The sequence below is a fragment of the Marivivens sp. JLT3646 genome (assembly GCF_001908835.1).
Taxonomy (GTDB): domain Bacteria; phylum Pseudomonadota; class Alphaproteobacteria; order Rhodobacterales; family Rhodobacteraceae; genus Marivivens; species Marivivens geojensis.
On the sequence record NZ_CP018572.1, the window covers coordinates 1682642 to 1694920 of the forward strand.

Below are 12279 nucleotides of genomic sequence, written 5' to 3' on the forward strand. Positions count from 1 at the left end.
CCATGTCTCTTGCCTCTGCCCTCGATCGCTTTTTCCGCCATGAAGCGGCGGGAGGGATCGTTCTCATGCTGTCCGCAGCCTTGGCGCTTATCGTCGCCAATTCTGGATTAACGGACCTCTACCACGGTGTTCTCAATACATATTTCGCCATCACCTTTGACGGTGAGGGGCTGCAAAAACCGCTGATCCTTTGGATCAACGACGGTTTGATGGCGGTATTCTTCTTCCTGATCGGGCTAGAGCTGAAGCGCGAGATGTTAGAGGGCAAGCTGAAAAACCCACGCGACGTGATCCTGCCAGGGATGGCGGCGGTCGGCGGCATGGTTGTGCCTGCGGCGATCTATGCGGCAATCAACTGGGGCAATCCTGAAACCATCCGTGGCTGGGCAATCCCTGCGGCCACCGACATTGCCTTTGCGGTCGGCGTGCTTGCGCTTTTGGGCACGCGGGTGCCGTCCGCGCTCAAGGTGTTCCTGCTGACGCTCGCTATCCTCGATGACCTTGGTGCGATTATCATCATCGCGTTGTTCTACACGGCGGACTTGAAAATCGACTACCTCTGGCTGGCGCTGATCCCGCTCGCGGGTCTGTGGTTCCGCAACTACATGGGCTTCCACCGCGTTGCACCGTCGGTCCTGCTGGGCATCATCCTGTGGTTCTTCGTTCTGAAATCGGGCGTGCATGCGACGCTGGCTGGCGTGATTACCGCGTTCTTTATCCCGCTCAAAGATAAGTACGGAAAATCGCCGCTGCATTCGGTCGAACATGGCTTGTCGGACTATGTGTTTTTCCTGATCGTGCCGATCTTTGCCTTTGCGAACGCTGGTGTTGTCCTCAAAGGGATCACGATTGACCAGATGTTCGCGCCGCTTCCTATCGGCATCGCGCTCGGCCTCTATCTGGGTAAGAAGATCGGTGTGTTTGGCCTGACGTGGCTGATGGTGAAATCTGGCATCGCTAAACTACCCTACGGCGTCAACTGGCGGCATATCTACGGTGTCAGCTGCCTTGCGGGCATCGGGTTTACCATGTCGCTCTTTATCGGTGGCCTGAGCTTTGGCGAAGGTGGCGTCCTGATGAACGAGGTCCGGATCGGCGTTCTGCTCGGTTCGATCCTCTCGGCGATCACGGGTTATCTGGTGCTGCGCAACGCAGGCAATCCAGAGGCCGAAAAAGCCTAACGCAAAAGGGGGCCTCGCGGCCCCCTTTTTTCAGTCTGATCGCTGATCTTAGCCGCGGACGTCGCGGATGATCTGCAGGATATCTTCGGCAGCTTTGGGGATGTTTGTCCCCGGACCAAAGATCGCCTTAACACCAGCTTTGTAGAGGTAGTCGTAGTCCTGCTGCGGGATAACGCCGCCGCAGATCACGATGATATCTTCGGCACCAGCGGCCTTGAGTTCCTCAATCAACTGCGGTGCGAGGGTCTTGTGACCTGCAGCCTGCGACGAAATCCCGATCACGTGCACGTCGTTGTCGATCGCGTCCTGTGCAGCCTCGGCAGGGGTTTGGAACAGCGGGCCTACATCCACGTCAAAACCAATGTCCGCAAAGGCGGTCGCGATGACCTTGGCGCCACGGTCGTGACCGTCCTGACCCATTTTCACGACGAGCATACGCGGGCGACGGCCTTCTTCTTCGGCGAATTGTTCGACCGATTTCTGAATAGCGGCAAAGCCTTCGTCGCCTTCGTACGCTGCGCCATAAACACCGGCGAGCGTCTTTACTTCGGCGCGGTGACGACCGAATTCTTTTTCCATAGCCATGCTGATCTCCCCTACGGATGCACGGGCGCGTGCGGCTTCGACCGCAGCAGCGAGAAGGTTTCCACCCTCTTTTGCGCGGCGGGTCAGTTCGGTCAAAGCAGCCTGACAGGCGGCCTCATCACGGGTGCCACGGATTTTTTCAAGACGCGCAACCTGCGATGCACGCACCGCGTTGTTGTCGATGTCCAGAATGTCGATCGGGTCTTCTTTGGCGAGGCGGTATTTATTCACGCCGACGATCACTTCGTCGCCACGGTCGATCATCGCCTGACGTTTCGCAGCCGACTCTTCGATGCGGAGTTTAGGCATACCCGAGGCCACAGCCTTGGTCATGCCGCCCATTTCCTCGACCTCTTCGATGAGCTTCCACGCCTCTTCGGCGAGCTGAGCGGTAAGGCTTTCGACGTAATATGAACCAGCGAGCGGATCGACGACCTTGGTCACGCCAGTTTCCTCTTGGAGGATCAACTGGGTGTTGCGCGCGATACGAGCCGAGAATTCGGTCGGCAGTGCAATCGCTTCGTCGAGCGCGTTGGTATGAAGCGACTGCGTGCCGCCCAGTGCCGCCGCCATCGCCTCGTATGCGGTGCGGACTACGTTGTTATACGGGTCTTGCTCTTGGAGCGACACACCAGAGGTCTGGCAGTGTGTGCGGAGCATCAGCGAACCCGGTTTCTGCGGGTTGAATTCCTTCATGATGCGGGTCCAAAGCAGACGCGCAGCCCGCAGTTTCGCGGCTTCCATGAAGAAGTTCATACCGATCGCAAAGAAGAACGACAGGCGCGGTGCGAACTGGTCTACATCCATGCCCGCCGCAATCGCGGTGCGCACATATTCACGACCATCAGCCAGCGTGTAGGCAAGTTCCTGAACAAGGTTCGCGCCCGCCTCTTGCATGTGGTAGCCAGAGATCGAGATCGAGTTGAACTTTGGCATCTCGGTCGAAGTATATTCGATGATGTCCGAAATGATCCGCATCGATGGCTCTGGGGGATAGATGTAGGTGTTGCGCACCATGAATTCTTTCAGAATGTCGTTCTGAATGGTGCCCGACAGAACCGATTTATCATGGCCCTGCTCTTCACCCGTGACGATAAAGTTCGCCAAAACGGGGATAACGGCACCGTTCATGGTCATCGACACAGAGACTTTATCCAGCGGGATGCCATCAAAAAGGATCTTCATGTCCTCAACGCTGTCAATGGCAACGCCAGCCTTGCCCACATCGCCGACAACGCGCGGGTGATCCGAGTCATAGCCACGGTGCGTCGCGAGATCGAACGCCACCGACACGCCCTGCTGACCCGCAGCGAGAGCCTTGCGGTAGAACGCGTTCGATTCCTCAGCGGTCGAGAAACCCGCGTATTGGCGGATGGTCCACGGACGGCCTGCATACATGGTTGCACGAGGGCCACGGGTGAACGGTTCGATACCGGGCAGTGAGCCGAGGTGCGGCAGATCTGCGGTGTCCTCTTGGGTATAAAGAGGTTTGACCGTGATGCCTTCGAGCGTGGTCCAGTTCAGGTCATCTAGTGGGCGATCGCGCAGTTCTTTCTGCGCGAGCTTAGACCAGGTATCTTTGTCTGCCATGATCGGGTCCTCCGATTGCCGAACGCCAATAGGCGTTGGTCACTTCTGTCTGTCTTGAATGGGTCGTGTCCAACCCATGCTGGGTTGGTATTTCGATAAGCCGCGCCTGTGCGATTGCGCCCTCGCGCAACTCCGTCAGATCGTCAGCATATGTGCGTTGCATCGCGGCGCGTTGATCGGCATCAAACGGCATCCAAGCGCCGCTGCCCTGCCCCAATCGGATCGCCCCGTCGAGGTCGCCACGGTTCACCAGTTCCTCGCGCAGTTTGCGCAGGCGCGGAGATGGGTTGCGCCAATCGTCTGCCTCAGACAGCGAAACGCGCTGGCCGATTAAATGCGACAGTTCCGCGTCGGGATGGCTGACCATCGCCTCAAACGGGAACACAACGATGTCAGTCTGCGGGAACACCCGTGCGACATCGCGGATCACATCACCCCAAGTGCGCGACTGAGACGCCAGACGGCAGATCAGATCGGTCTGCGGCATCGAATGGCCGTTCATCACCGCATAGGCGAGGACAGAGGCCCAATAGCTGTCGTAGCTACGAAGGCTGATCGCGATACGGGCAACGGGCACAGCCAGTGCCGCACGAAACCGCAACAACCGTTCGAGGACATCGGAATAGAGTGCACCATCACGCAGGTTATTGCGGGCCGACCCGAGGAGGTTCTCTTCGGTGATCATCAGGCGGTCATAGCCAGCTTCGGTCAAACGTCCGACCTCGCGGCGAATGGCAACGCGGGACCGTTCAGAGCGGCGTGCGATCTCAGCCGTCACGCGGTCGGGACGATGAACCAAACCATCGAACAGCCCTGCCCGCGTTTGTTTCGGTGTCCAAACGGCAGTACCACCGTGGGACAGTGTCCCGCGATGACGTTGGACATGACATTGGAACGATGTTGTGCCCGTACGATGGGCCCCCAAATGAAGACAGATTTCCACGGCGCGATCACCTTTTCGGCGTTGGGCCGCGCGTTGGTGCGCGGGATGGACGATAGCGATCATGCTGCGTCCCCCAATCTCACCAGAGGCTTAATGCTAAAATTGTTCGCACCGAGGGCGTCTGCCCCCTTAGAAACCTGAATTTCACACCCTATATTGAGAGGTATGAAACCAATTCTTCGCGCCAGTTTTACGTTCATATTCATGACTTTGGCAGGCATTCCTGCCGCAGCGCAGTCCGTCACGCCTGACGATTGGATTGCCGCGCCCGACCAATTTGTCGACGCATCAGAGATAAATTTGAACGATTTTCTGTGGCGCGCGCGGGCCATCGTTGTCTTTGCCGACACACCCTTTGATCCGCGATACATCGAACAGATGGACAATCTTGGCGCGGACATCCCTGCGCTCGTCGAACGCGATGTCATCGTCATCACAGACACCGACCCCGCTTCTGAGACCGCGTTACGCGAGCGGCTGCGACCACATGGTTTCATGCTTGTGTTGATCGACAAGGACGGCACAGTTGCGTTCCGCAAACCTGCCCCTTGGGACATGCGCGAAATCGGGAGGTCGATTGATAAATCCCCTCTCCGCCAGCAAGAGATCAACGCGCGGCGCATCACGCAATAATCCCCTCAACTAGGGCATAAAGCCCAACTGCCAATGCAGGTGCCCCAAGGGCGATCACAGGGGCGACATCGCCGCCCCCATGCAGCACAACCGCCCACCAGCCCGCATAGGCGACCACAAAGGCCGCCATCTGCGTAAGAACTGTTTGAGCGTCGCGCATCATTATTCGAACTCAATGATGACTTCGTCGACGGCCATGCTATCGCCAGCCGCTGCTTTCACCGCTTTGACGATGCCCTTGCGTTCAGCGCGGAGGATGTTTTCCATCTTCATCGCTTCAACAGTGCAGAGCGCTTGACCCTCTTGGACTTCGTCCCCTTCGGCCACGTTGACCTTAACGATCAGACCCGGCATCGGGCAGAGCAGCAGTTTCGAGGTATCTGGCGGCAGTTTCTCAGGCATCAGTTTCGCGAGTTCAGCCTGACGCGGGGTGCGTACGTGAACTTTGATGTCTGCACCGCGGAAACGAATGCGGAAGCCGTGGGTGATCTTATCGACCTTCAGAACCAGCGGTTCGCCACCAACGCTCAGACGCGCAAGGCTGTCACCCGGTGTCCAGTCGCTCTCGACCCGCAGCACAGTGCCGTCGATGGTGACGTTCGACCCATCGCGGTCTGCCGCGATTGTGGTCGCAAAATCTTCGCCCTGTAGCGACACAACCCAATCAGTGCCAACGCGACGTTCGTGGTTACCCAGACGGCCCGACACTTGGGTCCGACGGATTTCGGCCACGCGGTTCATCGCAGAGGCAGCCGCAGCAACCTTAACCAGCGCATCTTTCGGCAGGGTCACACCGTCGAAACCTTCGGGGTATTCTTCGGCGATGAACGCGGTGGTCATGTTGCCCGAGGTGAAACGCTCGTGGTCCATCACAGCCGCAACGAACGGCAGGTTGTGACCGATGCCTTCGACCTCGAATGTGTCGAGAGCAACGCGCATCTCTTCGATCGCAGCCGCACGGGTTTCACCCCATGTGCAGAGTTTCGCGATCATCGGGTCGTAATACATGCTGATCTCGCCGCCTTCGTAGACGCCGGTATCGTTACGCACGATGCCACCAGTGTTGGTTTGGCCTTCCACCGGCGGGCGGTAGCGGGTCAAGCGACCAATCGACGGCAGGAAGTTGCGATATGGGTCTTCTGCATAAAGACGGTTCTCAATCGCCCAACCGTTGATTTTCAGGTCTTTCTGTTCGAACGGCAGCTTTTCACCAGCAGCCACACGGATCATCTGTTCAACAAGGTCGATGCCCGTGATCAGCTCTGTCACAGGGTGTTCCACCTGCAGACGGGTGTTCATTTCGAGGAAGTAGAAGTTCCGTTCGCCATCGACGATGAATTCCACAGTACCCGCGGATGCGTAGCCCACAGCCTTGGCCAGCGCGACCGACTGTTCGCCCATCGCCTTGCGGGTTTCCTCATCGAGGAACGGCGACGGAGCCTCTTCGACCACCTTCTGGTTACGACGCTGGATCGAACACTCACGTTCGTGCAGGTATACGGCGTTGCCGTGGCTGTCAGCGAGAACCTGAATTTCGATGTGACGCGGCTGCGTGACGAATTTCTCGATAAAGATACGGTCGTCGCCGAAAGAGTTTGCCGCTTCGTTCTTTGAGGACTCGAACCCTTCGCGGGCTTCGGTGTCGTTCCACGCGATGCGCATACCCTTACCACCGCCACCAGCGGAGGCTTTGATCATGACCGGATAACCGATCTGGTTCGAGATTTTGACGGCCTCTTCGGCGTCTTCGATCAGACCCATGTAACCGGGAACAGTGTTCACCTGAGCGTCCTGAGCGATCTTTTTCGAGGTGATCTTGTCGCCCATTGCTTCGATGGCGCCAACCGGCGGTCCAATGAACGCAACGCCAGCCGCCGACAGGGCCTCGGCGAATTTCGAGTTCTCAGAGAGGAAGCCATAGCCCGGGTGAACCGCTTCGGCGCCCGTTGCCTTGATCGCTTCCATGATCTTGTCGATCACGATGTAGGACTGGTTCGCGGGCGGCGGGCCGATGTGGTAGGCTTCGTCCGCCATCTGCACATGCAGGGCGTGACGGTCAGCGTCCGAATAGACAGCAACCGTTTTGATGCCCATCTTGCGGGCGGTCTTAATGACACGGCATGCGATCTCGCCACGGTTGGCGATCAGGATCTTCTTGAACATGTGCTGGGGTCCTTTGAATGCAAAACCGCCGTGGGGGCGCAATGCACCCCACGGCGGTTCAGGTGGTTTAGACGCCCCGAAGGGCAGAATGGGTTAGCGGCAGGCCGAGGCGTAGCTGTCGCAGGTTGCGCCAGCGAGGCCGCCCGCTGCTGCGCCAATGACCGGATCGACACCGAGCGCATCTGCCGTGATCGCACCAGCGGCAGCGCCGGCAAGCCCACGTTCGAGGTCGGTATCAAGGCAGGCCGAGAGACCTGCAAATGCGACGAATGCGACGATCCAAATTTTGTTGACCATGAGTGACTGCCCTTTTCGTTTTTATTCTGCGCCAAAAGACCACGAGCAATGCGCGGCGAGGCCAAAGTAAGAAATAGGTCGAGACGGTCCTCTCCCGAAGTCGATCCGGTCTGGGGAAAGCCGGACCGACAAGGGGAAGGGTAACAGTCTTGACTGCTTGCCTTGGACGACCTGCTGGTTACGTCCTCAACACAGGCAGCGTGGCACGAAGTTTCGCCAGAGCCAAAGGCGAAATTTGTCAGGGCAGCCGCATGGGCTGTTTCCTGCCAAATCGCTGCCTTCATGGGCAAAATCGTGCCGATCCGTGTCATCTAACCCAGCACCCTCACTCAAAGAAATCGCTGTCAGGGTCAAAGACCGCTGGGAAACTGACCATCGCCTTATCGACGTCGATACGCAGAACGGCGTCATAGCTCTCTGGATCAAAGTCTTCGGGATATGCAGCGACGACCTCGCGGCCAAAGAGCCAGCTCAGACGGCCAGCATCCAGATTGCCGCGCTCAAACGGTTGGTCGCCGAAGTGGTGCCAGAGGGCAGCCATAAACGCCTCGTCCACGCGTTTATCCATGGCCTTACGGTCACGGAAACGTTCGCGGCGGGTCAGAGGGGTCACGCCACGCGGGTTGGCACGGCGAATAACAAATTGGAATTCCGAACCAGGGAAACGACCTGGGAAACCACGATGTTTCAGCATCACACGCGCCCTCCAACGACGGGCGCGAGGGTCAGGACAGCCCCGTGGGACTGTCCCGTTTGCGCATTAGTTGCCGTATTTGCCGGTGAAAACAGGCTCTGTTGAGAGCGGTGCTGGCTCAACATAGACGGTTTCAGTGGGGTGTTGGCGGGCAGAACAGGCTGCGACGACAACGAGTAATCCAAGCGCACAGAGCGCTTTGATGGAATGAGACATGATATGCTCCAGACACTGCCTATGGGGTTTGTCCGGTATTTGTTCCGGCTTTCCCCTAACTTGTTACGGGCTACCATTTGGTAACCTGCTGTCAGGATAGCAGAAATGCCGTTTCCAGCATATCGGGAGCCATGCAGATTTGCGCCCTGTGTCGGGCCTGCATCAATTCGGGTCATGATGAGTTCGAGCCTCGCAAGATATTGTGGAGTCATCAGAATGGCTCCCACATGCAGCGACCGTCTTCAATCACGAAAGGGTCAAAGAACTGGGTTATTTCGGGTGCGGTCTCTCCAAACGGGACAATTTCCGCCGAAAGTGAGATCACAACCTGCTCTACACCCTCGTCAAGTGAGGGAATCGCGACCGTCTCGCAGAGCGTCGCAATGTCAGCGGAGACATCAGCGTAATCGAGGTCGGCAATCGCAGGCGCGATAAAGCGGAACCGCGTCAGGCCCTCTTCGGCAATCACCTCATGCAAGGTCACAGACAGGCCAGACGGCATAGCGAAGTCTTCCGCTACCGCTGGAACAGCCAAGTTCCCTGCTAGAATGAGTGCACCAATGATCACCTGTGTCCCTCCCATGGTCGGATCACACCTCCGACTGAGTGATTTGCGACCGCGCCACCCAGCGCGCTCTTTTCGTCGTATCGGCCAGCAGATCAGCAATGACCGATTGAGTGGTGGTGGCAGGAAACGGTCCCGCCACCGATCCTCCGGCCCGCACAACAAGTCCTCCCTCTTGTGTGCGGACCTCGACAACCGGGGAAAAGCCGCGAAGCCCTTTCAGCGCGCGCCACAAATCCTGACGGATTTGAGTGGCAAGCCGGCCTCGTCTCAGCAACGGGAACGTCGTCTCTGCCGATACATCGAAATGTGCAGGCAGGCGGCGGGTGTGAGTAACCACACCCTCGTTGCGGATCGTATGCCAGCGGCTTTGCGCCATATCCCCTACTTCCGCCCTGAAATCAGAGCGGAATGTTGTCGTGTTTCTTCCACGGGTTCGTCAGCTTCTTATTACGAAGCGAAGCGAACGCGCGGGTCACGCGGCGGCGGGTCGAACGGGGCTGGATGACCTCGTCGATAAAGCCTTTTTCTGCAGCCACGAATGGGTTTGCAAAACGGTCCTCATAGTCTTTGGTCCGTGCCGCGATTTTATCAGGATCACCAAGTTCGTTGCGATACAGGATCTCAACTGCGCCCTTAGCACCCATCACCGCGATTTCCGCAGTCGGCCATGCGTAGTTGAAGTCACCGCGCAGGTGTTTCGACGCCATAACGTCATAAGCACCGCCGTAGGCTTTACGCGTGATAACGGTCACTTTCGGGACGGTCGCTTCGCCGTATGCGAACAGCAGTTTCGCGCCGTGTTTGATGACGCCGTTGTATTCTTGGCTGGTGCCCGGCAAGAAGCCCGGAACGTCGACCAGCGTCAGGATCGGAATTTCAAACGCATCACAGAAGCGCACAAAACGCGCAGCTTTGCGGGACGAGTCGATGTCGAGGCAGCCCGCCAGAACCATCGGCTGGTTCGCAACAACGCCCACGGTCTGACCTTCCATGCGGATAAAGCCCGTCAGGATGTTCTTTGCGTAATCGGCCTGAATTTCGAAGAAGTCGCCTTCGTCCGCGATTTTGCCGATCAGCTCTTTCATGTCGTAAGGCGTGTTCGGGTTATCGGGGATAAGAGTATCCAGCGATTCCTCCACACGGTCCACTTCGTCAAAGAACGGACGAACGGGCGGCTTTTCGCGGTTGTTGAGCGGCAGGAAGTCTACCAGACGACGCACTTCGGCCAATGCCTCAACATCGTTTTCAAACGCGCCATCCGCGACCGACGATTTCTTGGTGTGAGTCGATGCACCGCCAAGCTCTTCTGCGGTCACAACTTCATTCGTCACGGTCTTAACCACGTCAGGGCCGGTTACGAACATGTACGAGCTGTCACGCACCATAAAGATGAAGTCGGTCATCGCAGGCGAATACACCGCACCACCCGCGCACGGCCCCATGATCACAGAGATCTGCGGAACAACACCCGACGCCATAATGTTACGCTGGAACACGTCCGCATAACCAGCGAGCGAGGCAACACCCTCTTGGATACGTGCACCGCCAGAATCGTTCAGACCGATAACTGGCGCGCCGTTTTGCATCGCCATATCCATGATTTTGCAGATCTTTTCAGCGTGAGTTTCAGAGAGTGAGCCGCCAAATACGGTGAAGTCCTGAGAGAACACATAGACCATACGGCCATTGATGGTGCCCCAGCCCGTAACAACGCCGTCACCCGGCATTTGCTGTTCCTGCATACCGAAGTCGGTGCAGCGGTGCGCTTTGAACATGTCAAATTCTTCAAAGCTACCTTCGTCTAGCAGCAACTCGATACGCTCGCGCGCGGTCAACTTGCCTTTAGAATGTTGTGCATCAATCCGCTTTTGACCACCACCAAGCCGCGCAACTTCGCGACGGCCTTCGAGTTCTTGCAGGATATCTTTCATCTGGGGTCCCCTCCGACAGGTCGTTAGCGGGACCGTATGTGAAAGATTATTGCGCGACAAATGAAATCGGGCAAATTTGCAAATAGTTGGATTAGCAAGACTTTGCATTTGCAAATCAGCTAACTTTTCTCAACCGATCTGCTCGTCCCTTTCGCACAGATCATCCGTCAACTTTGCAGATAGACAGGGGCGGGTTTTGGGCGTAGCCAATCCACCATGAGCATTGATCAATCGGTCAAGATTTTGGACCGCACCACCCCGCCCCATACGCTGACGCTGGTTTTATTGGCTGGCATGTCCGCGCTCACCATGTCGATCTTTCTGCCATCCCTGAACGGTATGACAGTGTATTTCGGCACAGATTACAGCGTGATGCAGTTCGCCGTTTCCGGCTACTTTATCATGACAGCGCTTTTGCAGCTGATCATCGGCCCGATGTCGGATCGCTACGGGCGGCGGCCCGTCCTTCTCATCTCACTCGGCCTGTTTGTCATCGCGACCTTCGGCGGTATCCTTGCCTCGAACGTCTGGGTGTTCTTAGGCTTCCGTATGCTCCAAGCCTCTGTCGCATCCTGCATGGCACTTAGCCGCGCAGTCGTACGTGACATATATCCTGCAGATCAGGCGGCATCGAAACTTGGCTATGTGACAATGGGTATGGCGCTCGTGCCGATGCTCGGCCCTGTGATTGGCGGTGTTTTGGATCAAGCCTTTGGCTGGCAATCGGCCTTTGCCTTCCTCCTTGCCGCTGGCATCGGCGTCTTTGCCCTGACCTATTTCGACCTAGGCGAAACCGCCAAAGGCACCGGGATGAAGTTCCGCGACCAGATCAAAACCTATCCTGAACTGTTCCGCTCAGTACGGTTTTGGGGCTACGTCGCATGCACCGCGTTTTGCTCGGGTGCGTTCTATGCACTCCTTGGCGGGGCGTCGTTTGTAGCGGGAACCGTGTTTGAACTGTCGCCCTCCATGACGGGGGTTGCCCTCGGTGCGCCGTCGATCGGGTATCTCTTTGGGAACTTCTTGTCGGGTCGCTACTCGGTCAAACTGGGGATCAACAAACTCGCGCTCTTTGGCTGCTCGATCACAGTCACAGGCCTCATCGCCGCGTTGATCGTTACAACGACAGTCGTATCGCATCCTTTCGTGTTCTTCGGCTTCACCACCGTTATGGGCCTCGGCAACGGCCTGACGATGCCGAACGCCACATCGGGATCGCTCTCGGTGCGTCCGCACCTCGCAGGAACAGCGTCTGGCCTTGGTGCTGCTATTATGATGGCAGGCGGTGCGGGACTGTCGGCACTTGCGGGATCGCTCCTCGACCCTGCGCAACGCGAAGTGCCCCTACTCATCATCATGCTGATCAGCGCTTCGCTTTCACTTCTGTCGATCATCCTCGTGATTTATCGTGACCGCCGCATCGGTTCGGACTTGCTGGATTGAGTTTGCAAACGTAACTTTGCAGGAACTCTATTCTG

General features: G+C 57.4%; 13 protein-coding genes. 3 read left to right on the forward strand and 10 right to left on the reverse strand.

Annotated elements, in window-relative coordinates:
* Positions 1-2 precede the first annotated feature (2 nt).
* Entirely contained in the window at positions 3-1181 is a 1179-nt protein-coding gene (gene nhaA / locus BSK21_RS08355) for a Na+/H+ antiporter NhaA (RefSeq protein ID WP_067545978.1), read from the forward strand.
* 48 nt (positions 1182-1229) lie between these two features.
* On the opposite strand, the gene scpA is transcribed toward nhaA, so the two are convergent.
* Positions 1230-3356 (reverse strand): methylmalonyl-CoA mutase, encoded by a 2127-nt coding sequence (gene scpA, locus BSK21_RS08360; protein ID WP_067545983.1) that lies wholly within the window; start codon positions 3354-3356, stop codon positions 1230-1232.
* Complete coding sequence (locus BSK21_RS08365) at positions 3331-4362, reverse strand: hypothetical protein (RefSeq protein WP_067545986.1); 1032 nt, start codon at positions 4360-4362, stop codon at positions 3331-3333. The genes scpA and BSK21_RS08365 overlap by 26 nt, the downstream gene beginning before the upstream one ends.
* A gap of 102 nt (positions 4363-4464) precedes the next feature.
* Here BSK21_RS08365 and BSK21_RS08370 point away from each other — a divergent pair, with 102 nt between their 5' ends.
* Positions 4465-4932: a DUF4174 domain-containing protein gene (locus tag BSK21_RS08370; RefSeq protein ID WP_067545989.1), complete on the forward strand. Its 468-nt coding sequence runs from the start codon at positions 4465-4467 to the stop codon at positions 4930-4932.
* Here BSK21_RS08370 and BSK21_RS15895 read toward each other — a convergent pair.
* The 8 genes from BSK21_RS15895 to BSK21_RS08400 all read right to left on the reverse strand — a co-directional run bounded on the left by BSK21_RS15895 (position 4922) and on the right by BSK21_RS08400 (position 10801).
* Positions 4922-5095, reverse strand: a complete 174-nt coding sequence (locus BSK21_RS15895; RefSeq protein WP_156529502.1) for a hypothetical protein — start codon at positions 5093-5095, stop codon at positions 4922-4924. The genes BSK21_RS08370 and BSK21_RS15895 overlap by 11 nt on opposite strands.
* Positions 5095-7095, reverse strand: coding sequence for an acetyl/propionyl/methylcrotonyl-CoA carboxylase subunit alpha (locus BSK21_RS08375; protein ID WP_067545992.1), 2001 nt, complete (start codon positions 7093-7095; stop codon positions 5095-5097). The genes BSK21_RS15895 and BSK21_RS08375 overlap by 1 nt, the downstream gene beginning before the upstream one ends.
* Positions 7096-7188: 93 nt before the next feature.
* Positions 7189-7392, reverse strand: a complete 204-nt coding sequence (locus BSK21_RS08380) for a hypothetical protein (RefSeq protein WP_067545995.1) — start codon at positions 7390-7392, stop codon at positions 7189-7191.
* Between the two features lie 325 nt (positions 7393-7717).
* The gene (locus BSK21_RS08385; RefSeq protein ID WP_067545998.1) at positions 7718-8086 is read right to left on the reverse strand and encodes a hypothetical protein; all 369 of its coding nucleotides are present in this window, start codon (positions 8084-8086) and stop codon (positions 7718-7720) included.
* Between the two features lie 66 nt (positions 8087-8152).
* Positions 8153-8302: a hypothetical protein gene (locus BSK21_RS16035; protein ID WP_167668772.1), complete on the reverse strand. Its 150-nt coding sequence runs from the start codon at positions 8300-8302 to the stop codon at positions 8153-8155.
* A 211-nt stretch (positions 8303-8513) separates the two neighbouring features.
* Positions 8514-8870: a DUF6497 family protein gene (locus BSK21_RS08390; protein WP_231924679.1), complete on the reverse strand. Its 357-nt coding sequence runs from the start codon at positions 8868-8870 to the stop codon at positions 8514-8516.
* Positions 8871-8892: 22 nt separating this feature from the next.
* Positions 8893-9246 carry a hypothetical protein gene (locus BSK21_RS08395; protein WP_067546001.1) on the reverse strand — a complete coding sequence of 118 codons (354 nt, stop codon included), beginning with the start codon at positions 9244-9246 and terminating at the stop codon, positions 8893-8895.
* A gap of 22 nt (positions 9247-9268) precedes the next feature.
* The gene (locus tag BSK21_RS08400; protein WP_067546004.1) at positions 9269-10801 is read right to left on the reverse strand and encodes an acyl-CoA carboxylase subunit beta; all 1533 of its coding nucleotides are present in this window, start codon (positions 10799-10801) and stop codon (positions 9269-9271) included.
* A gap of 216 nt (positions 10802-11017) precedes the next feature.
* Between BSK21_RS08400 and BSK21_RS08405 the strand changes: the two genes are divergently transcribed.
* Positions 11018-12244: a multidrug effflux MFS transporter gene (locus BSK21_RS08405; protein WP_067546007.1), complete on the forward strand. Its 1227-nt coding sequence runs from the start codon at positions 11018-11020 to the stop codon at positions 12242-12244.
* Positions 12245-12279: the final 35 nt, after the last annotated feature.